This window comes from Haloferax sp. SDI50 (assembly GCF_059802635.1).
The window spans coordinates 219,481-243,064 of the sequence record NZ_JBPULL010000003.1 but is presented as its reverse complement, the minus strand read 5'-3'; the positions used below and the strand labels follow the sequence as shown (position 1 = coordinate 243,064).

Annotated in this window: 21 protein-coding genes; 11 read left to right on the top strand and 10 right to left on the bottom strand. The window is 65.4% G+C overall.

Features of this window, described 5'->3' with window-relative positions; translation table 11 throughout:
* Nucleotides 1-124 precede the first annotated feature (124 nt).
* The gene (locus ACSR87_RS18120; RefSeq protein ID WP_498531592.1) at nucleotides 125-721 is read left to right on the top strand and encodes a SprT-like domain-containing protein; all 597 of its coding nucleotides are present in this window, start codon (nucleotides 125-127) and stop codon (nucleotides 719-721) included.
* Between the two features lie 29 nt (nucleotides 722-750).
* Here ACSR87_RS18120 and ACSR87_RS18115 read toward each other — a convergent pair whose 3' ends face one another.
* On the bottom strand, nucleotides 751-945 hold the full coding sequence (locus ACSR87_RS18115) for a hypothetical protein (protein ID WP_004043247.1): 195 nt from the start codon (nucleotides 943-945) through the stop codon (nucleotides 751-753).
* Nucleotides 946-1,313: 368 nt separating this feature from the next.
* Between ACSR87_RS18115 and ACSR87_RS18110 the strand changes: the two genes are divergently transcribed.
* Nucleotides 1,314-2,003, top strand: a complete 690-nt coding sequence (locus ACSR87_RS18110) for a DUF1028 domain-containing protein (RefSeq protein WP_498531591.1) — start codon at nucleotides 1,314-1,316, stop codon at nucleotides 2,001-2,003.
* A gap of 39 nt (nucleotides 2,004-2,042) precedes the next feature.
* On the opposite strand, the gene ACSR87_RS18105 is transcribed toward ACSR87_RS18110, so the two are convergent.
* Genes ACSR87_RS18105 through ACSR87_RS18090 form a run of 4 tightly spaced genes read right to left on the bottom strand, consistent with a single transcriptional unit; the run spans nucleotide 2,043 to nucleotide 7,740 of the window.
* A complete protein-coding gene (locus ACSR87_RS18105; RefSeq protein ID WP_498531590.1) occupies nucleotides 2,043-4,196 on the bottom strand; it encodes a dipeptide ABC transporter ATP-binding protein in 2,154 nt (717 codons plus the stop codon).
* Entirely contained in the window at nucleotides 4,193-5,092 is a 900-nt protein-coding gene (locus ACSR87_RS18100; protein WP_004977945.1) for an ABC transporter permease, read from the bottom strand. Before ACSR87_RS18100 ends, ACSR87_RS18105 begins: the two co-directional genes overlap by 4 nt.
* Nucleotides 5,092-6,051: an ABC transporter permease gene (locus ACSR87_RS18095; protein ID WP_498531589.1), complete on the bottom strand. Its 960-nt coding sequence runs from the start codon at nucleotides 6,049-6,051 to the stop codon at nucleotides 5,092-5,094. The genes ACSR87_RS18100 and ACSR87_RS18095 overlap by 1 nt, the downstream gene beginning before the upstream one ends.
* 15 nt (nucleotides 6,052-6,066) lie before the next feature.
* Nucleotides 6,067-7,740 (bottom strand): ABC transporter substrate-binding protein, encoded by a 1,674-nt coding sequence (locus ACSR87_RS18090; protein ID WP_498531588.1) that lies wholly within the window; start codon nucleotides 7,738-7,740, stop codon nucleotides 6,067-6,069.
* A 412-nt stretch (nucleotides 7,741-8,152) separates the two neighbouring features.
* Here ACSR87_RS18090 and ACSR87_RS18085 point away from each other — a divergent pair, with 412 nt between their 5' ends.
* Complete coding sequence (locus ACSR87_RS18085; protein WP_498531587.1) at nucleotides 8,153-9,400, top strand: Zn-dependent hydrolase; 1,248 nt, start codon at nucleotides 8,153-8,155, stop codon at nucleotides 9,398-9,400.
* Between the two features lie 399 nt (nucleotides 9,401-9,799).
* Complete coding sequence (locus ACSR87_RS18080) at nucleotides 9,800-10,615, top strand: IclR family transcriptional regulator (protein WP_004043255.1); 816 nt, start codon at nucleotides 9,800-9,802, stop codon at nucleotides 10,613-10,615.
* Between the two features lie 914 nt (nucleotides 10,616-11,529).
* Here the strand turns inward: ACSR87_RS18080 and ACSR87_RS18075 are convergent.
* On the bottom strand, nucleotides 11,530-12,318 hold the full coding sequence (locus ACSR87_RS18075) for a universal stress protein (RefSeq protein WP_498531586.1): 789 nt from the start codon (nucleotides 12,316-12,318) through the stop codon (nucleotides 11,530-11,532).
* Nucleotides 12,311-13,780 carry an APC family permease gene (locus ACSR87_RS18070; protein ID WP_498531585.1) on the bottom strand — a complete coding sequence of 490 codons (1,470 nt, stop codon included), beginning with the start codon at nucleotides 13,778-13,780 and terminating at the stop codon, nucleotides 12,311-12,313. The genes ACSR87_RS18075 and ACSR87_RS18070 overlap by 8 nt, the downstream gene beginning before the upstream one ends.
* A gap of 206 nt (nucleotides 13,781-13,986) precedes the next feature.
* Between ACSR87_RS18070 and ACSR87_RS18065 the strand changes: the two genes are divergently transcribed.
* Entirely contained in the window at nucleotides 13,987-15,234 is a 1,248-nt protein-coding gene (locus tag ACSR87_RS18065; protein ID WP_498531584.1) for a tyrosine-type recombinase/integrase, read from the top strand.
* 526 nt (nucleotides 15,235-15,760) lie between these two features.
* On the opposite strand, the gene ACSR87_RS18060 is transcribed toward ACSR87_RS18065, so the two are convergent.
* Nucleotides 15,761-16,225 carry a DUF1269 domain-containing protein gene (locus tag ACSR87_RS18060; RefSeq protein WP_498531692.1) on the bottom strand — a complete coding sequence of 155 codons (465 nt, stop codon included), beginning with the start codon at nucleotides 16,223-16,225 and terminating at the stop codon, nucleotides 15,761-15,763.
* 238 nt (nucleotides 16,226-16,463) lie between these two features.
* On the opposite strand from ACSR87_RS18060, the gene ACSR87_RS18055 reads away from it, so the two are divergent.
* The 6 genes from ACSR87_RS18055 (at nucleotide 16,464) to ACSR87_RS18030 (ending at nucleotide 22,739) form a co-directional block, all read left to right on the top strand.
* A complete protein-coding gene (locus tag ACSR87_RS18055) occupies nucleotides 16,464-16,967 on the top strand; it encodes a hypothetical protein (RefSeq protein WP_498531583.1) in 504 nt (167 codons plus the stop codon).
* A gap of 54 nt (nucleotides 16,968-17,021) precedes the next feature.
* On the top strand, nucleotides 17,022-18,422 hold the full coding sequence (locus tag ACSR87_RS18050) for a TIGR00341 family protein (RefSeq protein ID WP_498531582.1): 1,401 nt from the start codon (nucleotides 17,022-17,024) through the stop codon (nucleotides 18,420-18,422).
* Nucleotides 18,419-19,828 (top strand): metallophosphoesterase, encoded by a 1,410-nt coding sequence (locus ACSR87_RS18045; RefSeq protein ID WP_498531581.1) that lies wholly within the window; start codon nucleotides 18,419-18,421, stop codon nucleotides 19,826-19,828. The genes ACSR87_RS18050 and ACSR87_RS18045 overlap by 4 nt, the downstream gene beginning before the upstream one ends.
* The gene (locus tag ACSR87_RS18040; RefSeq protein ID WP_498531580.1) at nucleotides 19,818-21,485 is read left to right on the top strand and encodes an MFS transporter; all 1,668 of its coding nucleotides are present in this window, start codon (nucleotides 19,818-19,820) and stop codon (nucleotides 21,483-21,485) included. The genes ACSR87_RS18045 and ACSR87_RS18040 overlap by 11 nt, the downstream gene beginning before the upstream one ends.
* Before the next feature lie 492 nt (nucleotides 21,486-21,977).
* Nucleotides 21,978-22,229 (top strand): hypothetical protein, encoded by a 252-nt coding sequence (locus tag ACSR87_RS18035; protein WP_498531579.1) that lies wholly within the window; start codon nucleotides 21,978-21,980, stop codon nucleotides 22,227-22,229.
* A 69-nt stretch (nucleotides 22,230-22,298) separates the two neighbouring features.
* Entirely contained in the window at nucleotides 22,299-22,739 is a 441-nt protein-coding gene (locus ACSR87_RS18030; RefSeq protein ID WP_498531578.1) for a DUF5518 domain-containing protein, read from the top strand.
* Nucleotides 22,740-22,811: 72 nt separating this feature from the next.
* On the opposite strand, the gene ACSR87_RS18025 is transcribed toward ACSR87_RS18030, so the two are convergent.
* Entirely contained in the window at nucleotides 22,812-23,027 is a 216-nt protein-coding gene (locus ACSR87_RS18025; protein ID WP_498531577.1) for a DUF8119 family protein, read from the bottom strand.
* A gap of 67 nt (nucleotides 23,028-23,094) precedes the next feature.
* Nucleotides 23,095-23,583, bottom strand: coding sequence for a universal stress protein (locus tag ACSR87_RS18020; protein ID WP_498531576.1), 489 nt, complete (start codon nucleotides 23,581-23,583; stop codon nucleotides 23,095-23,097).
* Between the last annotated feature and the right edge of the window lies 1 nt (nucleotide 23,584).

The window sequence follows — 23,584 nt, the reverse complement described above, 5'->3', positions numbered from 1 at the left end:
CAACCGCCCCCCGCGCGAGACCTCAGCGAAGGCCGTGGTCACTGCGAGACCAAGCCGGCGCCAACAGAACGCTCAGCGGAGGCGAAACAGCCATGACCGTCGGTTTCGAACGGCGAACCCGAGCGTGACCCACGGAACGAAGCGGGCGGCCGAAACGTACGACGCAGTCGAGAGTCACGAGGAGTTGATTCGGTGGTCTCGGGCGTACTGCACGCGCGCGGTCGCAGCGCACGGTTTCGACGTGATGCTCGGCCCCGTCTGCTGGGAAGTGTCCACGCGGGCGAAACGTCGCGCGGCCGCGGTGAAGACCCCGACTATCGAGAACGTCAGCGTCGGGAGGGCTATCGACTGGAGTACACGGGCGAACGGGGTCGGGGAGTCGACGCCGCCCGAATGCACGATGTCGCTGTCGTGGCGGGCGTTCGAGTCGTTCGACCGCGAGGAGTGGTCCGCGACGCTCCGGCACGAACTCGTCCACGTCGAGCAGTTTCAGGCGTTCGGCGCGACCGACCACGGACCGGCGTTCAAACGCCGCGCCGAGGCGGTCGACGCCCCGGTTCGCGTCCGCCGGTTCGCGGAGCCGAAGTACACCCTCTCTTGCGAGGCCTGCGGCGCTGACGTGGCCTACCGCTACCGCGAGTGTAAACTGGTCCGCGAGTCGTCGGCCTATCGCTCCGCGTGTTGCGAAGCGCCGCTACACTGTCGAAAACGGCAGGAGTAGCAGGCGGGAGTCGCTCGCGGGGCGAGCGACTATCGGCTCGGCGGGTGCGCCCGCGCCTCCCGAATCGCCACGAAGGCGACCGCGAGGACGAACACGAGCGCCAAGAAGAACTCGACGCCGGGAACGGTCCCGGCGATAGCCCAAACGTACACGTCCTCCGCGCCGAGGATGACGAACAGCGCGACGAGAATCACCACGCCGGTTCGACCGATGCCGAGTCTCATACGTCGATTTTGCCACCGCGACAACATAAGCGTTGGAGGCGACTGTCGTCTCGTGAGAGACAGCAGTATTGCTGAGTTCGCGAATACTACTCAGCTATTGAAGACAAGAGAGTTAGAGTGTGGCAATAAAATAGATATATGAGAAGAATACAAATATTTGAGGCGGATAGAAAAATATTCGAGTTGAAATAGGTCATGTCTGAGAAATGATTTCGTTAAGAATTGGTGTTTATTCGAAATACTACGAAGTCTGTGAGAAGCGAGAAGAGACTCGAACCCGACGAAATCGGGAGGCCGCCATCGTTACCACGCGCTGCGAGAGGAGAGTATTTACCGCGCGAGCGTGACCGGAAACCAGTATCGAACCCATGCGACACGTCCCAGGAACCTTCTCGATAGCGACGCGCGACACCGAGGCGAACGTCTACGGCGCGGCGGTGACGACCGGCACCGTCGCCGTCGGCGCGACCTGCCCCTACGTGAGCGCCGGCGGCGCGGCGGTCACGCAGTCGTACACGAAGCCCGAACACGGCCGCGACGCGGTCGCCCGCGCGGAAGCCGGCGAGCGCATCGACGGCGCCTTCGAATCGCTCCTCGACGACGACGACCACGCCGCCTACCGACAAGTCCACGGCGTCGGCGCGGGCGGCGAGTTCGCCTTCACCGGCGGCGAGTGCGTCTCGTGGGCCGGCCACCGCGTCGGTGACGACTACACCGTCGCGGGCAACATGCTCGCCGGCGAGGCGGTCGTCGAGGCGACCGCCGAGGCCTACGAATCCGCCGACGGCGACATGGCCGACCGACTCGTCTCGGTGCTCGAAGCCGGCGAGGCGGCCGGCGGCGACGACCGCGGCGAGCTGAGCGCCGCGCTGCTCGTCCACGCGCCGACACCGGAGTTCTACCACAATCTCCGGGTCGACCTCTCCGACGAACCGGTGGCCGACCTGCGCGACCTGCTCTCGGAGGCGCGGCGCGCGAAAGCCCGGATTCGACGAGAGACGGACGCGCAGTTCGGTGACTACCCAGACGAGATTCTGGAGTTCGGCGTCAAGTACTGAGTCGACTGCGGCGCTAAAAAAGTGACCGCGCGGGCGGCGTCAGTCCGAGTCGGCCGGGCTGGTCTCCGCGCGCTTCGACGGCGTGATAAACGAGTCGCGTTGGCTCATCTCCTCTTCGGAGAGGTGACAGGAGATGTAGTGGTCGCCGTCGTCGACGGCTTCGAGCTCCGGAAGCTCCTGTTCGCAGACGTCGCCGATTTTCTTCGGACAGCGCGTCTGGAACGGGCAGCCCGACGGCGGGTTGATGGGACTCGGGACGCTCCCCTCGAGGAGGATGCGGTCCGTCTCGCGGTCCGGATTCGCGTGCGGGACCGCCGACAGGAGGCTCTCCGTGTAGGGGTGGAACGGCGGCGAGAACACCTGCTCGATGCTCCCGAACTCCGCGATTTTTCCGAGGTACATCACGGCCACGCGGTCGCAGATGTGCCGGATGACGCCGATGTTGTGCGAGATGAACAGGAACGAGATGTTCTCGTCGTCCTGAATCTCGTTCAGGAGGTTGAGAATCTGCGCCTGCACGCTCACGTCGAGCGCCGAGACGGGCTCGTCGCAGACGATGAGCTTCGGTTCGACCGCGAGCGCGTGCGCGATGGCGACGCGCTGTTGTTGGCCCCCAGAGAACTCGTGGGGGTACTTGCTCGCGGCGGCCCGCGACAGGCCGACGCGTTCGAGCAGGTCGCCCACGCGCTCGCGCTTTTCCTCGCCGGTGGCGATGCCGTGTTTCTCCATCGCGCGCCCGACGATTTGGCCGACGGTCTTCCGCGGGTTGAGCGAGCTCTGGGGGTCCTGGAATATCATCTGCATCTCGCGGCGCAGACTCCGAATCTCCGAGGAACCGAGCTCGTGGAGCGGCTGTCCCTCGAAGTACACCTCGCCGTCGGTCGGTTCGAGGAGGCGGAGCGCGGTGCGGGCGACCGTGGACTTCCCGCAGCCGGACTCGCCGACGAGCCCGACGGTCTCGCCGGGGTAGACGTCGAAGCTCACGTCGTCGACGGCCTTGACGTGCCGTCGCTCGACGGTCGGCAGGCCGCCGCCCTCCCACGAGAGGTGGACGTTGCCGAGGATTCCCTCGCCGGCGTCGAAGTATTTCTTCAGGTTCCGCACCTCGAACAGCGGTTCGCCGGTGCGGTCGATGTCGCGGCGACCGGCCCCGGCTTCGGGGACCGTGCTCTCCGAGAGGTCGAGGTCGTCGGCGTGGAGACACGCCGCGCGCGAGGAGTCGTCGCCGACGGCGTCGAGCGACGGGTCGCCGCCGGTCCGACACGCCTCGGTGGCGTGGGGACACCGCGGCGCGAAGTTACAGCCGCTCGGGAGGTTCCCGAGGTCGGGCATCGCGCCGTCGAGCGTCGGCAGTTCGTCGTAGTCGGTGTCGACCTCCGGGATGGAGTCGATGAGCGCGCGGGTGTAGGGGTGTCGCGGCCGGTCGAACAGGTCGCCGAGCTCGGCCGTCTCCACGAGGTTGCCGGCGTACATCACGCCGACGTGGTCGCACGTCTGGGCGACGACGCCGAGGTTGTGGGTGATCATCAGCACGGCCGTCCCCTCGCGCTCCTGCATCTCGTTGAGCAGGTCGAGAATCTTCGCCTGCGTCGTCACGTCGAGCGCGGTGGTCGGCTCGTCGGCGATGATGAGATCCGGCTCGCAGGAGAAGCCGATGGCGACGAGGACGCGCTGGCGCATCCCCCCAGAGAACTCGTGGGGGTAGTCGTCGATGCGCTCTTCGGCGTCGGGAATGCCGACGTCGTCCATCGACTCGACCGCGAGGCGACGCGCCTCGGATTTCGTGACATCCTGATGGCGGCGAATCGTCTCCGTAATCTGCTCGCCGACGGTCATCACCGGGTTGAGCGACGACATCGGGTCCTGCGGAATCATCGCGATGCGGTTGCCGCGGATGTCGCGCATCTCGGCTTCCGTCTTCTGCAGGAGGTCTTCCCCGTTGAAGATGACCTGCCCGCCCGTGATTTCGCCGGGCGAGTCGATGAGGCGCATGAGCGACCGCGCCGTCACGGACTTGCCCGCGCCCGATTCACCGACGAGACCCATGGTCTCGCCGCGGTCGAGCGAGAACGACACCTCGTTGGAGGCGACGATGGGGCCGCCCTCGGTGCGGAACTCGGTTCTGAGTCCGCGCACGTCGAGCAGCGGGCCGTCGTCGGCCTCGCCGTCGGTCGCGGTACTGGGTGCGCTCATTCTATCGCCTCCACTTTGGGGTCGAGCACGTCACGCAGTCCGTCGCCGAGCATGTTGAACCCGACGACGGCGATGCCGATAGCCAGCGCGGGGAACAACAACATCCACGGCGCGGTCTCCATGAAGCCGCGACCGGTGTTAATCATCAGCCCCCACGACGGCCGCGGGGGTTGCGCGCCGAGACCGAGGAACGACAGGCTCGCCTCCGCGAGGATGGCGAAGGAGACGTTCAGCGAACCCTGCACCAGCATGGGAGCCATGCAGTTCGGGAACACCTCGCTGAAGACGATGCGCGAGTCGCTCTCGCCGCGGGCGACGGCGGCCTCGACGTACGCCTCGTTGCGTTCGGCCAGCGCCGCGCTCCGCGAGACGCGGGCGATGTACGGCGTGTAGACGAACGCCAGCGCGATGACGACGTTACTCAACTCCGGGCCGAGAACGACGAGGAGCGTGAGCGCGAGCAACACCGGCGGGAACGCCATCGCGGCGTCCATGACGCGCATCAGTATCTCGTCGGTTAGCCCGCCGGCGTAGCCGGCGACGACGCCGACGACCGCGCCGACCGCGAGCGCGCCGGAGATAGCGCCGAAGCCGACGTACAGCGAGATGCGACTCCCCATAACGACGCGGCTGAAGATGTCGCGGCCGAGGTCGTCGGTGCCGAACGGGTGTTCGACCGACGGGGCCTGCGAGCGGTCTTCGATGTTCGTCGCGTCGATTGGGTACGGCGCGATAATCGGCGCGAAGATGGCGACGAGCACGAGCAGCACCACGATGGAGAAGCCGAGCATCGCCTTCGTGTTGCTCCGGAACTTCCGGACGAACCGGGCGATGCGGTCGCGCTGTGACTGCGTGATGGTGAAGCGACCGCGGTCGGTCTCCTGTTCGGTCGCCATCAGTCGTCACCTCCGTAGCGGATACGGGGGTCGAAGTACGCGTACAGCAGGTCTGCGGCGAAGTTCGAGAACATGTAGATGAGTGCGACCACGAGGATGCACCCCTGAATCAGGGGGATGTCGCGGCTCTGAATCGCGGTCAGCGTCAGCCGACCGATGCCGGGCCAGAAGAACACCTCTTCTAACACGACGACCCCGCCGAACGCGTAGCTGAACTGGAACGCGATGACCGTGATGACGGGGATGATTGCGTTCTTGAGCGCGTGTCGGAGGACGATGACCCGTTGGCTCATCCCCTTCGCACGCGCGAGATTGATGTACTCCTCGCTCAGCACCTCCAGCATCGACGACCGGGTCATCCGCATGATGTAGGCGGTGAGCGCGAAGCCCATCGCCCCCGCGGGGAGGACGAGTCGCGTCAGCGACCCGACGAGGTCCTCGCTCGGGGAGACGTACCCCCCGGTCGGAAAGAGGTTCAGCCAGACGGCGAACACCAGGATGAACACCAGCCCCCACAGGAAGATGGGCATCGAGATGCCGACGAAGGCGAACATCGAGGCGCTCACGTCGGGCGCTTCGTTCTGGTTGACGGCGGCGTAGACGCCGAGCGGGACCGACAGCACGACGGCGATGAGCGTCGCTGCGACCGCGAGCATCATCGACCGGGGAAGCCGCTCGGCGATGAGCTGTGCCACGGGCTCACCGAACCGGAGCGATTCGCCCATATTCCCCTGGAGGAGCCCGACGACCCAGTCGATGTACTGCACGTACAGCGGGCGGTTGAGTCCCAGTTGGGTTTGGAGCGCTTCGAGCGATTGTTCGGTCGCGTTGGGGCCCAAGATGAGCAGGGCCACGTCACCGGGCAGGATGTTGGTGACGGCGAAGGCGATGAGCGTGACGAAAAACAGCGTCACCGCCATGAACCCGACGCGCCGAACGACGTAGTTGTACATCGACATTGTGTGGAATCTCTGTTAGCGGTCGAGCCAGTTGTCTCCGAACTGGAGCGTCGACCCGTCGGGCGCGCCGATGTCGCCTTTGTACTGCGAGGCGGCCCCGTAGAGACTCGGCTGCCACCACAGGAAGAGGTGGCCGGCGCGCTCCTCGTGGAGAATCTCCGTCGCCTGGTGGTAGAGGTCGGCGCGCTCCTGTTCGTCGTAGATGGTGCGAGCCTCCTCGACGAGCGCGTTGTACTCGTCGTTCTCCCAGTTGGTGAAGAAGAACGCCCCGTTGGGGTGCAGGAACTTGTAGAACGACACGTCGGGGTACCAGAGCGCGAGGTAGGAGCTCGTCGTCGCCTGGAAGTCGCGGTTGGAATAGACGTCCGAGAGCCACGTGCTCCACGTAATCTGCTGGATTTCGAGGTTGATGCCGACCTCGGCGGCGTCGGCGGCGATAACCTCCGCGGCCTGCACCTGCGTCGGGTAGGACTGCGGAATCTTGAACGTCGCCGTGAAGCCGTCGGACATGCCGGCGGCGTCGAGGTGCTCTTGGGCCTTCTCGAGGTCACGCGGGCGCGGTTCGATGTCCGGGTTGACCCACGGGCTGCCGGGCGTCGCCGGGGACGCGGTGGTCTGGCCGGTGCCGTAGAGCGCCGCTTCAGCGACCTTCTCCTTGTCGATGGTGTAGTCGAGCGCGAGGCGGGCGTCCTTGTTGTCGAACGGGGCCACGTCGCAGTTCAGGCCGAGGTAGACGAGCGATTTCGGGAACTGCTTCTCGAATCGAACGTCGGGGGCCTGCTCGACGCGAGAGACGTCCTTCGGCGCGATGCCGTTGATGAAGTCGTACTCGCCGGCGAGGAACGATTGGAGACGGACGCTCGGGTCCGGCACCTCGCTTTTGACGATGGTGTCGATAAACGGGCCGTCCTCGTCGGACGCGCCCCAGTAATCCTCGTTGCGCGACATCGTGAACGAGGTCTCGATTTCGCGGCTCTCGAACTTGTACGGGCCGGTCCCGATGGGCTCTTCGACCATGTCCTTCTCGGCGTTCTCGGCGGGCATGACCGACAGTTCCGCCGTCGCCATCTTCGCGAGGAACGGCGCGAAGGGTTCGGTCAGTTGGACTTCGAAGGTGTAGTCGTCGGGGGCGCGAAGCTCCTCGACGTAGTCGAAGAAGCCGGTGGCGAGGTAGTCGCCGTTCTGGACGCGCTCGTAGCTCGCCAGCACGTCCTCGGAGGTCATCTCCTTGCCGTTGTGGAAGGTGACGCCCTGCCGGAGGTTGAACGTCAGAACCGTGTTGTCGTCGGACTGCTCCATCGACTCCGCGAGGTGCGGCTCGATGGAGTAGTCGTCCTGCAGCGCGACGACTTCCTCGTAGATGTTCTCAAGAACGCGCTTCGAGGCCGCAGAGGTGTCGATGTGCGGGTCGAGACCCTGCACCGGCACCGCGCCGCCCCACTGGAGCGTGCCGCCCTGCTTCCCGCCGCTCGCGGCAGTCGTCTCGGTGCTTTCGGTGTCGTCGCTTCCGCCCGAAGTGCCCGAATCTGCGGTCGTGCTGTCGTCTGAACCGCCGCCCGTACACCCGGCGAGCGCCGCCGCGCCGGTCGTCGCCGCCGCCCCGAGGAAAGTGCGGCGGTCGAACCGACTGCGACGCACGCCGTCGCCGGTGCTGTCGGAGGAGTCGCTCCCCTTGCCATTCTCTTGCATACAGACCCTCAAATCCGCTACTGTGTGATAAAAATTGTGGTTGTGTGAGTAGGATCATCATATCGAGACGAGAGAGGTGTAACAGCAGATACCATTTCGAGCGCCGGACGAGAGGGAACTGTGGAATGACCAATTCTACCCAGTCACGTCCGGGATTACTCCCAGAACGTCAACCCACCTCCTCACAGGCGACGGTCCAAATCGACGACCCGACGACGGTCCGCAGGTCGGTCGCGAGCGACCGAGCCGTGCCGACAGGCGTCTTCGAGCGACATGGGCGGGGCAGAGTCCGAAAACCCACGTCCAACGCACCGTGCCTGCTGATTTCGGAGAGTTCGCGACTGGTCGGTACTGTCATGCATGTGACCGAATTCCAAACAATAAAATAGGGTGAGTCACGAATCCGGGAACCATGCGAGTCAATCAGCAGCGACTCCGCAGCGACATCGAGTCGAACGCGGAGTTCGGGGCCGTCCCGACGGACGAGGGTCGGGGGCGGACGGTCCTGACCGGCAGCGAGGCGGACCGGCGGGCGAGAGAGTTCTTCTGCGAGCGCCTCCGGGACGCCGGTCTCTCCATCACCATCGACGAGGTCGGCAACATCGTCGGCCGATGGGAACCCGAGAGCGCGGACCCCGAAGCGGCACCCGTCGCCACGGGGAGCCACCTCGATTCGGTCCCCGAGGGCGGCATCTTCGACGGCCCGCTCGGCGTCTACGCGGGGCTGGAGAGCGTCCGCGCGATGCAGGACGCCGGCGTCGAGCCGGTCCGCCCCGTCGAGGTCGTCAACTTCACCGAGGAGGAGGGCCAGCGGTTCGGCGGCGGCCTCATCGGGTCGGCGGTCGCCGTCGGGGAACTCGGCGTCGAAGACGCGCTCGATATCGAGGACGACGACGGGATTCCGCTCGGTGACGCCCTCGCTGACATCGGCTACCGGGGCGACGGGCGCGTCGACGCCGCCGACTGGGACGCGTGGATAGAGCTCCACATCGAGCAGTCCGAGCGCCTCGAAGACGCGAACGTCCCCGCCGGCGTCGTCACGAGCATCGTCGGCCTCTCGCGCTGTGCCGTCGAAATCACTGGCGAGGCCGACCACGCCGGGTCGACGCTCATGGACGACCGCTCGGACGCGCTCGCCGCCGCCAGCGAGTTCGTCCTCGACGTGGAGCGCGCGACGAACGAGCGCGGCGAGGTCTCGGAGACCGCGGTCGGAACCGTCGGCAAACTCGAAGTCTCGCCGAACGCGCCCAACGTCATCGCCGGGAAAGTCGACCTGACCGTCGACATCCGCGACGTGGCGTACGACTCCATCGAGTACGTCATCGACGAGGCGGAAGCGAGCCTCGACCGCATCGAGGCCGAGCGCCCGGTCGAAACCGCGCTCTCGCACCCGTGGGACCGCAAGCCCGTCGAGATGAGCGAGCGCTGCCGCGCCGCGCTCCACGACGCAGGGGCCGACGCCGACCTCGACACCCTCGACCTCCACTCCGGGGCGGGCCACGACACCATGCACGTCGCGGCCGTCACCGACGCCGCGCTGCTCTTTGCCCCCTCCCGCGACGGCATCTCCCACAACCCCCGCGAGTGGACCGACTGGGCGGACTGCGCCGACGCGACCCGCGTGCTCGCCGGGGCGCTCACAGACCTCGCGACCGAGTGACGAGGCCGCCGGACGACGACTGTGTGTTCGTTTCCGTGCTCCGATGGACCGCTGCGACTGGCGAGTCCGAGTCGGTGACTCCCGCATCTCCGCGACGGCCGCGTCGTCGAAACCGCTCGCTCGGGCGAAACACGAATCATCGAGTAGAGCCGCTGAAGACCCGATATTCTCACAATTCGAGGCGAATCGAGTCACGTAACACATCGCATCGTTTGTGGAATGAGAACAGAACTAATTAGCGGTCGAATTCGCTGTTTCAGCCCGTGACAATACCGAATTCAGTTTTATTGACCCCGAGATAGCGCTACGTTGCGGCAATCAGTGCGATTCACCGGTTCTCTCGAAAGTGAACGTTTGTCAAATACAAACATCTATGACGCGGGAGCTTCGAACTGGACTATGGCAGACGAACACACGACCGGTTCGCCGCGGACCCTGAAGACGGTGTCTCGTGCGTTCGATGTCGTTCGGGCGCTCGAGGAGTTGGACGGCGCGCGGGTGACGGAGTTGGCAAACCATCTGGACCTCTCGAAGAGCGTCGTCTACAACTACTTGAGCACGCTGCGGGCCGAGAAGTTCGTCGTGAAGGAGGAAGACACCTACCGGCTGTCGCTGCAGTTCCTCCTCGTGGGCGAGTACGTCCGGTACCAGAACATCCTCTACCGCATCGGCAAGCCCGAAATCGAGGAACTCGCGGAGAAGACCGGCGAGTACGCCCACTTAGCGACCGAACAGCACGGGCTGGGCGTCAACCTCTACAAGGTGAGCGGCGAGAAGGCCGTCGGGAGCGACTACCAGGTGAACAAGCTCCAGCGCGCCGACTACCTCCACTTCTCGGCGACCGGAAAGGCGATTCTCGCCCACCTTCCCAAAGAGCGCGTCGAGTGGATTATCGACCAGTACGGCCTGCCGGGGAAGACCGAGGCGACCATCACGACCCGCGAGGAGCTCTTCGAGGAGTTGGAGACGATTCGCGACCGGGGCTACTCGCTCAACGACGAGGAGGAAATCAAGGGCCTGCAAGCCATCGGCGCGCCGGTAACGAACCGCCACGGACGCGTCCTCGGCTCCATCAGCGTCTCCGGGCCCGTCCGCCGGATGAAACAGCCCGAGTACCACGAACAACTCATCGAGAGCGTCGTCAACACCGCCAACGTCATCGAGGTCAACGTCAACATGGAGGAGTCCGACGACGACTTCCCGACGTTCAGTTAGTCGGTCGCGTCCTCGCCGGACATCACGCCGGAGTCGTCTTCACGTCGGCACCTCCCGTCCGGTTCACAAACGGAGAACCGGCGGTCTCGACCGCGTCGCGGTCGAGTCGGAGACCCCGAAATGGGACGAGCGGTGGGCCGAGGACTCCCCCCGCTCTCAAATCTCGGCGTTGCGATGTCGGAGCCGCACTCGGACCGTCGACGCCGTCCGTCAGCCGAGAGTGACGTTTTCGACCATCGGACGGTCAACACGCCTCGAAAAGTTGCGAGAGCGGAACATCGAGGAGTCCAGAGACAACAACTGACAGCCCGCAGTATTAACTATATAAGAACGCGAATAGATAATCAGTCGACGAATATCCGACGAGACACGAGATTCCAGCTAGTCTCCGAAATCGTCACCGCAACCGAGACGCCTCACCGAAGGGCGGACGACGACTATCACCCCGACGGACGAGACGAATCCGATTACGAGGCTATGTGTGTAATGCAAGTGTGGTCAGCGACGCAGTTCCGCACGCCGAAGTCCGAATGTCGTCCGCGCACGACCGGACCGGCCGAGTTCGTCGTCGGTAGACGAACACTCCGCACCGACCGGACGAGTCGAGACGCGGAAGAGCAGTCTAACACGGTCTTCTGGTCGCGATAATGTTGTATATTATAAGCAACAGTGCGGTGCCAGATAGGGTTTATCCGTCGCCTGGATTTCCAACTGTTTCGAACGGTAACGGCGATACGAGCGGACCGACCCAGTGGTTTATACTAAAAGTACTAAAATGAAATTTCTACAAATTGTGAAATTTGTGAAGTGTCCAAAATTTCTAATTCTTTCTCATCAATCAATCCTCTCCATTAGAAATGTTTTGTTGTTGTAATACTATAACGAGAGTGTCGGAGAGAGACGAAGTGGTTCCCTCACGCCGGGTCGGCGTTGTCGCCGGGGTCGCCGGAGGCGTCAAGTTCGTCGGAGTCATCGGATTCGGTGTCGAGCGGTCGCCGGACCACGAGCACCGGACCGACCGTCTGTTCGGCGACGCGGTCGGACGTTTCACCGAACAGCCGGCCGCGGAGCGTGGGTTTCTCCTCGCCCATCACGACCACGTCGTGGTCGTCCGCGGCCTCGATGAGCGCCTGAAGCGGGTTCTGGGCGACGACGACGACGCGCGAGATGTGTTCGCGGCAGACCCCGAGGGCGGTCAGTTCGTTGGCGACCTCGCTGAGCAGGTCTTCGCCGTCCGAGACCACGGTGTCCTCTTCGGCGGCGTGGAACAGCGTGAGCTCGATATCCTCGTGTCTCCCGACGGCCGCGGCGACCTTGGTAATCGTTTCGAGGTTGATGTCCTCTTTTATCGGGACGATAACGCGGTCGATAATCGGGGCGGGGTTCGAGAGCAACACCGCGTCGCAGTCCGCCTCCGTGGCGATGCGCTCCATCGTCTGGTCGGCGTCGTGGGTGAACACGAGCCGCGTCTCGACGGTCGCACCGGCGGCTTCGAACACCGAGACGAGCTCGTCGAGCTCCTCGCGCGCCTTCGGTTCGAACTGTTCTCTGGCCTGTTCGGGGGCCGTCTGCTCGGGAATCTCGTGATACGCGAGGATGACGACCGTCGTTCCCGAGAGCAGACGGGTCAGTTGGTCAGGAATCACCTGTCCTTCGAGCACCGCGACGGGGACGAGCACGCGAACGTCGTCGGAGTTACGCATCGGAGCTCACCCCCTTGAGGCGCACGTCGCGGGCGTAGATGAAGTACCACGCCAGCGCCGCGAGCGCGACGACGACGCCGACCGCCTGCGAGAGCGGTTGCATGAACGCGACGAGGCTGAAACTCGCGAGCGCCCCGAGCACCGGGACGACCGGGTAACCGGGGACGCGAAACGACGGGTCGTACCACGCGGGGTTCGACCGACGGAGCGCGATGAGCGCCACGCAGATGAGCCCGTAGGTGACGAGGTGCAGGAACGACGCGACCTCTGCGAGCACCTCCGTCCGGCCGACGGCGACGAGGACGACCGTCGGCCCGCCGACGAGCGCGAGCGCGACGTGGGGCGTCCCGTACCGGAGGTTGATTCGCGCGAGCTGCGGCGGGACCAGCGCGTCGCGGCTGAGCGCGTAGAGGGCGCGCGACGAACTGAGAATCGAGGCGTTCGCGCTCGACACCGTCGCCAAGAGCCCGGCGAGGAGGATGGCGACCGCGCCGGGGAAACCGAGGTACGAGCGGGCGACCTCGACGATGGCCGTCTCGCCGAAGGTGGCGAGTCTAGCGCTCCCGAACGCGCCCGTCGAGACGAGGATGGTCACGACGTACAGCACCCCGACGACGACCACGGACCCGACCATCGCCAGCGGGAGGTTCCGGCCGGGCTTCGTTATCTCGCCCGCGACGGTCGCCACCTGCGCGAACCCGAGGTACGAGGTGAACACGAGCGCCGCCGTGGTGAAGATGCTGAGCGTCCCGTAGGGCATGAACTCCTCGGGGACGGTCTGGCGGCCGAACAGCCCGAGCGTGTCGAGCGACCCGTAGACGAGGAACACGAGGAGAATGCCGAGAAGCAGGCTCACGATACCGTTTTGCAGCTTCGTCGCGTTCTCGGTTCCGAACATGCTGAGCGCCGTCAGGACGAGCCCGAAGCCGACGCCGAGCACCGCCACGAGCGGCAGGTCAGAAACCATCGACGCCGCGCCCAACTCCGCCAGCACGGCGATGGCGTACTGCGCGAAGCCGACGAGGTAGAACGCCGAGGCGAAGACGAGCCCCAACCAGAGACCGATACCGACGACCGCGCCGAACGCCGACCCCATCCCGCGGGAGATGAAGTAGTACGCGCCGCCGCTTTTCGGCATCGCCGTCGCCAACTCGGAGGTCGGAAGCGCGACCAACAGGGCGATGACCGCCCCGAGCGCGAACGAGAGCGCGGCCGCGGGGCCCGCCTGCCCGGCGGCGAGACCGGGGAAGACGAAGATACCCGCGCCGACCATGGTCCCGATACCGATTGCCAACCCGCCGCGGAGGCCGATTGTTCGCTCCAACTCGGTCCCGCTTTCGAGGACCGTCACCTCGTCGGCCGCGGCCCCGACATCGACCGCCGGGTCCGCGTCACCGACCGGTTCCCCGCCGTCGGGCGGGTCCGCCCCGAGCACCGAACCGCCGTCGTTTCCATCGGACATTGTAACGCCCTGTTATCACGGCTCCCCAATATATCTAATACCCATCATATTGAGGGTAGTCGGTCGGCCGGTGGGTGCGACACCGCCGCCGACGCGTCGTCGCCCGCGACGAGAGAAAGTGTTAATCCGCCCGCGCCACGCCTCGAATACAGAACGATGGCGCACGGAACGCAACGCGGCGGACGGGTCGGGCGGGGTGAGCCCCGGTGAACTGGTCGCGGAAGTCGCTCGAAGAGCTCGAAGCGTTCTACTGGGAGACCATCGCGCCCGCGATGGACCGCGACGGGATGGACCCGACGCGGGACGTGCCGACCTACGCGTGGCTGACCGAACGCGGCTGGTCGGGCATCGCCTACGCGCTCCGCGAGAAACACGACCTCACCCCGCGGGAGTTCTTCGTCGAGGTCGTCGGCCTCGGCGACGGAGACGACGAGAGCTACGACTGGGGCGTCGACGACGACCGCACCGTCGAGGCGTTCGAGTCCTATCTCGACATGCTCGAATCGCGGCGCGGCCTCGCGGACTCGACGCTGCCGACCCGCCGCACCCACCTCGCGCGGTTCGCCCGAATCTACCGCGACCGGTACGGGTCGGCGGACCTGCTTTCCCGGCTCGACGACCGCGACGCCGAGCCCGACGAGATAGACCGCTGTCTCGCGGTCCTCGACGAGTTCGACGCCGAACTCGCCACGGACGGAACGAAGCTCAAATACCTCCAGACGGTCCGGTCGTTCTACGAGTACCTCGTCGACTTCCGGCGCGCGCGGTACAACCCCGTCGAGAACGCCGCGAAACAGTTCCGCTGGGAGCAGGGCCAACCCGACAACCGCACGATGACGGCCGACCAAGTGAGCGACGTGTACGCCGTCGCCGACGACCTCGAAGACCGGCTTCTCGTCCTCGGACTCGCCGGGTGGGGGCTGCGACCGAACGAACTCGCGTCGCTCCGCGCCTCCCAGCTCGCCCTCTCCGGCGACGACCCCCACATCGCGTTCGACGAGCGCAAAAACGGGCCGGGAACCGTCGCGCTCCTCTACGGCGTCGACGCCGTCGCCGCGCGCATCGACGCGCTCGCCGCGGACGACGACTGGAACGGCGCGCTGTTTCCCTCCTCGCGGGCCGCCTCGGGTCACATCGCCCGCGAGACGGTCAACCGGCGGTTCAAGCGCCTCGCCGACGAGGCGGGCGTGACCGTCGACGGCGAGGTTCCGACCGCGAAACTCTGTCGGCGCTTCTGGTACACGGCATATCAGGAAGCGGTCGACGAGATGCTCGCCCAGTTAGAGGGCGTCGCCGCCGACCAAGGGTCGAAAAGCGCCGGCGTCGTCATGTCGAACTACCTCTCCGAGGAGCGCCGCCGGTCGTTCCGCCGGCAGGCGATGCGCGAGACGTTGGCAGCGGTGTTCGAGTCCGCCGGCGAGTCTGCGACCGTCGAGACGCAGATGCCGCAGTGACTGTCGCGCCGGTCGCTGCGTGAGACACGAGGTGGGTCGGCGGCCTATAAATCATATATCGCGATATACAACTATCTCGTGGTGGGAGTCTCCGAGGGTATGCAGACCGACAGCGACGCGACCGCATTTCTGTACTGAAAAGCCGCCAGCGTTCGGAACGGACCGGCGGTTCGACGGAGACGCTCTGCTCAGTCCAGAGAGACGTTCTTCTCACGAATCGCTGGCAGACTACGCACCCGTCGGACACTCGTCCACCCCCGATAATGATGGCTCACCGACGTTTTTGTTACGCGACTACCTTTGTAAAGTATAGTGACTCTCGTTCCGGGGAGTAAGACACTTGCGAGCGTCGAAACGTCCGTCTGAGGCGGTTCACAGATATTCGTCGCACGTCTCCGAGAGAACGGGACGAGCGGGAATCGCGAAAAGAGTAAACTAACCGCTCCGGAGTGTCCGGCGCACACGTCGTCAGGCGTGGGCGACGCTCTCGGCACCGCGCAGACGGTCACCTGTGGCCGTTCGGAATCTATCCCGCAATCTCCTCGGCGGCGAACGCCTCACGAAGTCGGTCTTCGTCCTCGGGCGAGAGGTTCGTCTCGATAATCTCGAACTCGTCGTCCGACAGTTCCGCCTTGATTCGGTCCATCTGGGCGCCGCGGGACAACAGGAACAGCGCGGAGGTTCCGGGTTCGACCGTGTTCGCGACCTCTTTGATGAACGAGTCGTCGATGCCGATATCCGTGAACTTCCCGCTGAGCGCGCCCGTCACCGCTCCGACCGCCATCCCGAGCCACGGCATCCAGAAGATGACGCCGATGAGGAGCCCCCAGAACGACCCCCCGAGCGCGCCCACGCCGACGAGGCTCTGTGCCTGTTTGACCTTCACCTGCCCGTTCTCTTTTCGAACGGCGATGGCGGCGTCCTCTATCGTAATCAGTTCGCGCTTCTGGAGGTGGTACAGTTTCTCCCGCATATTCTCCGCGCCGTCCATCGTATCGAACGCGAGTACGACTAGTGAACTCATCTCATCAACTCACTCACACGTAAGCGGGAAAGCATAATAAACTGCGTTTACCGCGTCGCTGACTGTCTCGGAGCCAGTAATTCGTCGCGTTCGAAACAGTCAGCCGACGGTCCCCCGAACGAGTGTTTCCCGCGAAGTTCGAAGGATGGCCACCCGGCCCGTCACGGCCTACGCCTCTATACTCGTCGCCCGCCAACGATCCGGTATGACTAGTCGGAACTCGTTCACGCCCGCAGAGTGGCGGACGCTCGCGCAGACGCCGGTCGAGGTGATGTTCGGCGTCGTCGTCGCCTCGAACGGCGGCCTGCGGCGAGAGTTGAAGACGATTCGTCGGACTCTCCGACACACCGACGAGTTCGGTCCGGAGTCGGAGCTCGTCACCCACGTCGCCGGGTTCGTCCGGGTGAACGCCGACCGGGTGCGACGCGACGCGGAGACGCGAGATTTCACTCGCCCGGTGGCAATCGCTCGCGCGCACGACCACTGCCGGGAAGCGACGGCAATCGTCCGAGCGCGGGCGACCCCGGCGGAACGAGACGAGTACGGACGGTTCGTTCGCTGGTGCGCCGAACGGGTCGCGGACGCCGGGGTTGAAGGGGGGATACTCCGACTGGGCAGCCGGCGGGTCAGCCCGGCCGAGCGGGCGTTCATCGACGCCATCGGAGAGACGCTCGCCGTTGCCGATACGCCGAGCGAGACAAGCGGGTGAGCTATCCTATCAAAGCACTCATATTTTTTGTTGCTTCGTGACGTTGGAGTTCGTATGCGGCTCGTTCAGGTGTTAATACCGCGGGGGAGACGAGAGAGCGTGCTGGAGTCGCTCGACGGACAGGGAGTCGACTACGCCGTCTTCGAGGAGGTCGGGCGGGGCGACTTCGAGGCGATGGTGCAGTTTCCGGTCCCACCCAGCGGCGTCGAGACGGTGATGGAAAAGCTGACGAACGCGGGCGTCCGAGACGACAGCTACACCATCGTTCTCCCCACGGAGACGGTCGTCTCGCAGCGGCTCTCGGCTCTGAAAGAGCGCTTTCCCGGGCTCAGAATCTCCCGCGAGGAACTCCACGCCAGAGCCGAGGACCTCGCGCCGGCGAACTCGACGTTCTTCAGTTTCCTGATACTCAGCACGGTCATCGCCGCGACGGGATTGCTTCTCGACTCCGCGGCGACGATTATCGGCGCGATGGTCGTGGCCCCCCTGATGGGACCGGCGGTTTCGGCGTCCGTCGGAGCGATACTGGCCGACCAACGGATGGCGACTCGCGGCGTCGTCCTCCAGGTGACGGGCCTCGCGGCGGCCATCGCGACGGCCGCGGTGCTCGGAGTGGTGCTCCAGCAGACGATTCTCATTCCGCCGGGCGTCGATATTCAGGAGATACCGCAGGTCGCAGAGCGAACCAGTCCGAACGTCCTGTCGCTGTTTCTCGCGTTGGGGTCGGGTATCGCGGGGGCGATAAGCATCATGCGCGGGTCCGGGTCAACGCTCGTCGGAGTCGCCATCGCCGTCGCGCTCGTCCCGCCGGCGGCGACGTCGGGGCTGGGTATCGCGTTCGGACTCCCCGGAGTCGCCGTCGCGGGCGCGGTGCTCGTCGTCGTCAACCTCCTCGCCATCAACCTCTCGGCGCTGATTCTGTTCTATCTGTCGGGGTTCAAACCGCTCGACGCCGACGAGCGGGAGGGCGTCAGAACGTCGGTCGCCACCCGAATCGCCGTCATCGGTGTGGGCATCGCCGTGCTCTCGCTCGTCCTCGCCGGGGTGACGTACGCGTCGTTCCAGACCGCGTCGTTCGAGCAACAGACGCAGGCCGAACTCCAGCGGCAGTTCGACGAGGCGGACATCGAGGGCGTCGAACTCGTCAGCGTCACGGTCGACTACCGGCCCATCGATTACCTCCTCGGGAACCAGCCGCGAGTCGACGTGCTGGTCGGGATTCCGCGGGACCTGCAAGCGCCGCCCGACCTCGCACAGCGGTTCGACGACCGACTGACCGCGGAGTTGGGCCGGGACGTGGTCGTCAGAGTCGGCTTCGTGGAAGCGCAGGTCTCCGACGACACGGCAACACAAGCCTCGACCGGTGTGCTTGCTCCCGTGAATATCGCTCTCGGCCGCCCGTCAGCCCTCCTCGACCGACCCCCGTTCGCCCGCACTCCGGAGGGACGGCCGTGACCGACGCGTACTACTTCATCAGCGACCTCCACATCGGCGGCGACGAGCAACTGGGGAAGGTCGACTTTCTGGACGAACTGCTGTCGTTCCTGCGGACGCTCGAAACGACCGACGAGGACGCCGAGCTAATCATCAACGGCGACGCGTTCGGGCTGTGGGAGTTCACCGATGTCGACGGCCCCGACAAGTTCGACGCGCTCGTCGAGCGCTATCCGGAGCTGTTCGACCAGTTCGAAGCGACCGGCGACCGAGTCCCCATCACGCTCATCCCCGGAAATCACGACTACGAACTCGCCGCCTACCCGGAGTACGTCGACCGGTTGGCCGAGTTCAACGTCACGCTCCGGCAAGAGGTCTCGATAACCCGGCGCGTCGGCGACGCCGTCGTCTACGTCGAACACGGGATGCAGCGGGACCCCCACAACCGGATTCCGGACTTCGGAAACCCCCACGCGAACCCGCCGGGCTACTTCGTCAACAGACAGGTCACGAGCCGCGCCGGCCGGCTCTCCGAGCGCGGGAAGTTCAACTGGCTCAAGGACGTGCAGGCCGTGACGCCGATGACGCAGATTCCCGCGTGGATGCTGTCGAACTACTTCTATCGGGAGATGAGCCCGTGGCTCAGATACGTCTCCGCCCCGTTTCTCCTCCTGTTCAACGTCGGATTTCTCTACGTGCTCGCGTTCGCGCTCGACGCCGCCGGCGTCTGGTCGCTCCCGATGGACCTCATCGAACGGTTCCTCGGGCTGTTCGGCCCGGTCGGGACGCTGGTCGACCTGCTTTTGACCGCGAACCTCGCCGTCACGCTGTTGCTGCTGCTCGTCGCGATACCGCTTTTCGTCCTCGCCAGGGACGTTCGAAAGACGCTCCGGCGGTTCGGCATCGACCGACCGGAAGAACGGGGGTCGGCGGCGGACACCTACCGAGAGGCCGCCAGCGAACTGTTCGCGTCCGACCCGTCGGTCGTGGTGTTCGTCTACGGCCACACCCACCGGCCCGCGGTCACCGAACTCGACGGTGGGGTCGTCGTCAACACGGGAACGTGGCTGAAGCGACTGCGGCGCGTCGAGTCCGCGTTCGGCGTCCTCCCGCCCGTCTTCTACTCGTGGTACCAACTCAACTACGTGCGCGTGTCCGCGACGGAAGACGGCGGGGTCGCCGTCGACTACGAACGCGTGGCGAAGGACGCACCGAACGAGGAGACGTGGTTCCAACGGCTCGTCACACCAGCGCCGAGGCGGGAAGACGATATTCCGTCCCGGACGGTCGTCCGACCGACCACCGAATCAAGCGGCGCGGCCGCAACTCACCCGAGTGGCGGTGACGCGACTACTGAGGCTCCGAGGCGTCCGGTGCGCAGAGAGGGTTATCGAACGAGACGTGGTATCGAGGACGATGGACTCTGACGCGAACGCGCACGTTCTCGACGAGAGGGGAGCGAGGACCGACCCGGCGAGCGGGCTGGCGTACTGGGGGCCGGCCGTGGCGGTGAGTCTCGCGATGTTCATCGGGGTCATCGACTCGACGCTGATGAACGTCGCGATTCCGTCCATCGTCACCGACCTCGACACGACCGTCACGGTCGTTCAGGGCGCGATTTCGTTCTACGCGATGGTCATGGCGGCGCTGATTCTCCCCGGCGGCAAGCTGTCGTCGATGTACGGGGTTCGACGGCTGATGACCGCGACGCTCCTCGTGTACGGCGTCGGGACGACGCTGGCGGCGCTGAGTTGGAACGTCGTCGTGCTCTACGTCGGCTGGTCGGTCATCGAGGGGGCCGCCGCCGCCGTGTTGCTCCCGCTGACGTTCACCGTCCTCCTCGTCAGCTACGAGGGCGCGGACCGGGCGAAAGCGCTCGGCATCCTCGCCGGCGTGAACGCGGCGGGTGCCGCGTTCGGGCCGCTGCTCGGCGGCGCGGTCACGACGTTTGCGAGTTGGCGCTGGGGGTTCGGCATCGAGGTGCTAATCGTCCTCGTCGCGCTCGCGTTCGTCAGGTATCTCCCGGAGGCGTCCCTGAACGAGACGCCGACGAAACTGGACATCGGCGGCACGCTCCTCTCGGTAGTGGGGACGACCGCTCTCGTCGCCGGCGTCCTCTTGGCCGGGCGGTACGGCTGGCTAGCGGCCCGCCGGCCGTTCGTCGTCGACGGCGTGCAACTGGACCTGTTCGGCGCGTCTCCGACCGTCTGGCTCGTCGGCATCGGCGTCGGCGTCTTCGCGGCCTTCGTCCAGTACGAGCGCCGCGTCGAGCGCGACGGCGGGTCGCCGCTCGTCCCGGTCCGCCTCCTGTCGAACGGGGCGTTCACCGCCGGCATCGCCACGAACGCCGTGCGGTCGTTGGTCCTCGCGGGGTTCATCTTCGTCGTCCCGGTCTTCCTCCAGACCGGGGCCGGGTACACCGCGTTCGAGACCGGCGTCGCGATGCTCCCGTTCTCGGTTGCGACGTTCGTCGCGTCCGTCTTCACGACCGGCTGGCGGCGGTTCGTCGCGCCGAAGCTGCTGGTTCAGGCCGGCGTCGTCCTCATGGGAATCGGCGTGCTCGCGCTCGCGTCGCAGACGGCGCTGGACGCGACAGTCGCACAGCTCGCCGTGCCGATGGCGCTCGTCGGCCTCGGGCTCGGCCTCGTGATGGCACAGCTCATCGATATGACGCTCTCGGCGGTCGACCAGCGGGACTCGGCGGCGGCGTCCGGGCTGTTGAACGCGACGATGATGCTCGGCTACTCGTTCGGGACCGCTATCGTGGGCACGTACCTGCTCAGGCGGTTCTACGACGGCGTCGTCGACGGCGTGTTGGCCGCCGCGGGCGCGAGCGTGTCAGCGAGGGAGCGAGGGGCGCTCGTCGCCGCGCTGGAAACCGCCGCCGAGACCGCGACCGAAGGAACCCAACGGGCGTTTCTCGCCGGCCTCACGCCGGCGCAACGGGAGCTACTGGCCGACGTGTTCGACGCCGCGATAGTGCAGGCACAGCGGGCGACGCTGTTCCTCCTCGCCCTTTTCGTGTTGCTCGTGCTCCTCGTTTCGACGCTTCTACCGGACGAAGGGACCAGCGGCGGCCCGTGAGCCGTGAGCACAGCGTCGCTCGCTGCCGTCGCTCTCATCGCTGTCGGCGTCGTGACCAACAGTGCGTCGAATGAGCAGACTGGCGGGAGAGACCACATTCAGAATATCCGTTCTGATAATCTCACTCTGGTTAGTATAGTATATATTAAGCTATATTGAGTTCTGAGTGACTTGGGAATATCATCTGAGAAAGCAATTATAGCCCTCTCAAAGCACAAATTTTAGAATTTGTGAAATTTTTCTAGGAGCGATCATGTCATAATCCGACACAATTATATCTGATTCAAAAATGCTTTTGAAATATTTATATTTAAAGAGTTGCGTTTATTCGATATTATTATATGGTATTCTAGACAGTCTGTATCGCCTAATTATCGGACGTGAATCCGTATTTGGCAGTAGTATGAGATTTCAGGGAATCAGGGGCCACGGCAGGACGGACAGAGAGGCGAACACTCGATGACGAGGGGGGTCGGGATAACGCGATAGCGGGTGAGTACAGTCGCGTTGGCGTTGGTAACGGTGATGTCGCTCGTCGCGTGGGTGCCGGTCGGCGCGGCGGCGGGCGACGAAGCGGCCGCCGGGGCTGACGGCGGTGAGACCGCCAACGGTGAGGCCGACGGCGATGGGAGTGACGGCGGTGACGACGGCGGCAACGCCGCCGGATGGACGCTCGCCGGCGTCGACGTGCTACTCGCCGCCGGGGCGGGCATCGCCTACCGGCGGCGGGAGCGCGACGAATAGCCCCCGAAGTGACCCGATTTTCCGGTGGTTCGTGAACAGAACTATTAGATGGCAGACACGAATACGCGTATGACCGGATTTCGCGCGCCGTCCGACCGCACGTGGCGACGGCGGTACAGTCTCGTCGGCGGACTCGTCGCGGCGGCGTTCGTCTCGTGGAGCTATCTGGACGGACGGTCGTCGATGTCGCTGACCGCGGTGTTCTTCGCCGGCCTCGTCGTCGGCGCGCTGGCGAAACGGCGGCACGGAACGGCGACCGGCGTCGGCGTCCGCACGGGACTCGTCGGCGGCCTCCCCATCCTATGGATACTGGCCACCGTGTTCGGGGCCGCCACCGCGCTGTCCGGCCCGGCGTGGTTCGTCGCCGCGGGCTGGCTGATGGTGCTCGGCGGGGTCGCCACCGTCGGCGTGCTCGGGTTCGGCCTGTCGGCGCTCCTCGGCGAAGCGGGCGCGAGGGTCGGCGCGGCGCTGACGACATATGACCCGCCGTGGCCGGCGACGAGCGAGTGAGCGCGTCGGCGAGCGAGAATCCGCAACCGCCCCGAGTCAGGACGAGAAGAGAGTCCGGGAGTGAGTCCGTCGTCAGCGCTTCTCGCGCGCGGCTTCGACCGACGCGAAGAAGCCGAAGTACGCGACGACGCCCGCACCCATACAGAGGTAGAACGCCCACTGCGGCCCGTCGAGCACGTCGAACAGGACCGAAACGACCGTCACCCACGCCAGGGCGAACAGCAGGTCGGTCAGCATTCCCGAGCGGTGTTCGCGTACGTGGGTTCGAATCGTCTCCGTGAGGCTCATCGGCGGGTCACCTCGCCGGGAGCCGCGGGCGACGTGCTCGTCTTCGCGCGGGTGGTGTCGGACATCGTTACGCGTCCGCTTCCGCGTCTGGTTCCGCGTCCTTTTCGTGGACGTCGACGACGAGCACCGGGAGTCGAGTCCGCCGGAGGACGCGTTCGGTCACGCTTCCGAGAACGACCCGGGAGAGGCCGGAACGGCCGTGGGAACCCATCACGACGAGGTCGATGTCGTTGTCCTCGACGAACTTCCTGATGGCGCGCGCCGGTTCGCCCGGGACGACGTGTTCGCGGACGGCCAGTCCGTGTTCGGCGGCGGCGTCGGCGACGTAGCCCGTGGCCGCGTCGGCCGCCTCCTTCACTTCGGGCATGTCGTCGAGGTGACCCTGCCGGATGCGGTCGACCTGTTCCGTTCCCAGCGAGTAGCTTGTGGCGTCGACGTCGACGACGTACAGCGCGTGGACCGTCGCGCCGTACTTCGAGGCGAGGTCGACCGCCTGTTCGACGGCGTACTCCGCCGCGTCGCTTCCGTCAGTCGGAACGAGAATGTGTTCGTACATT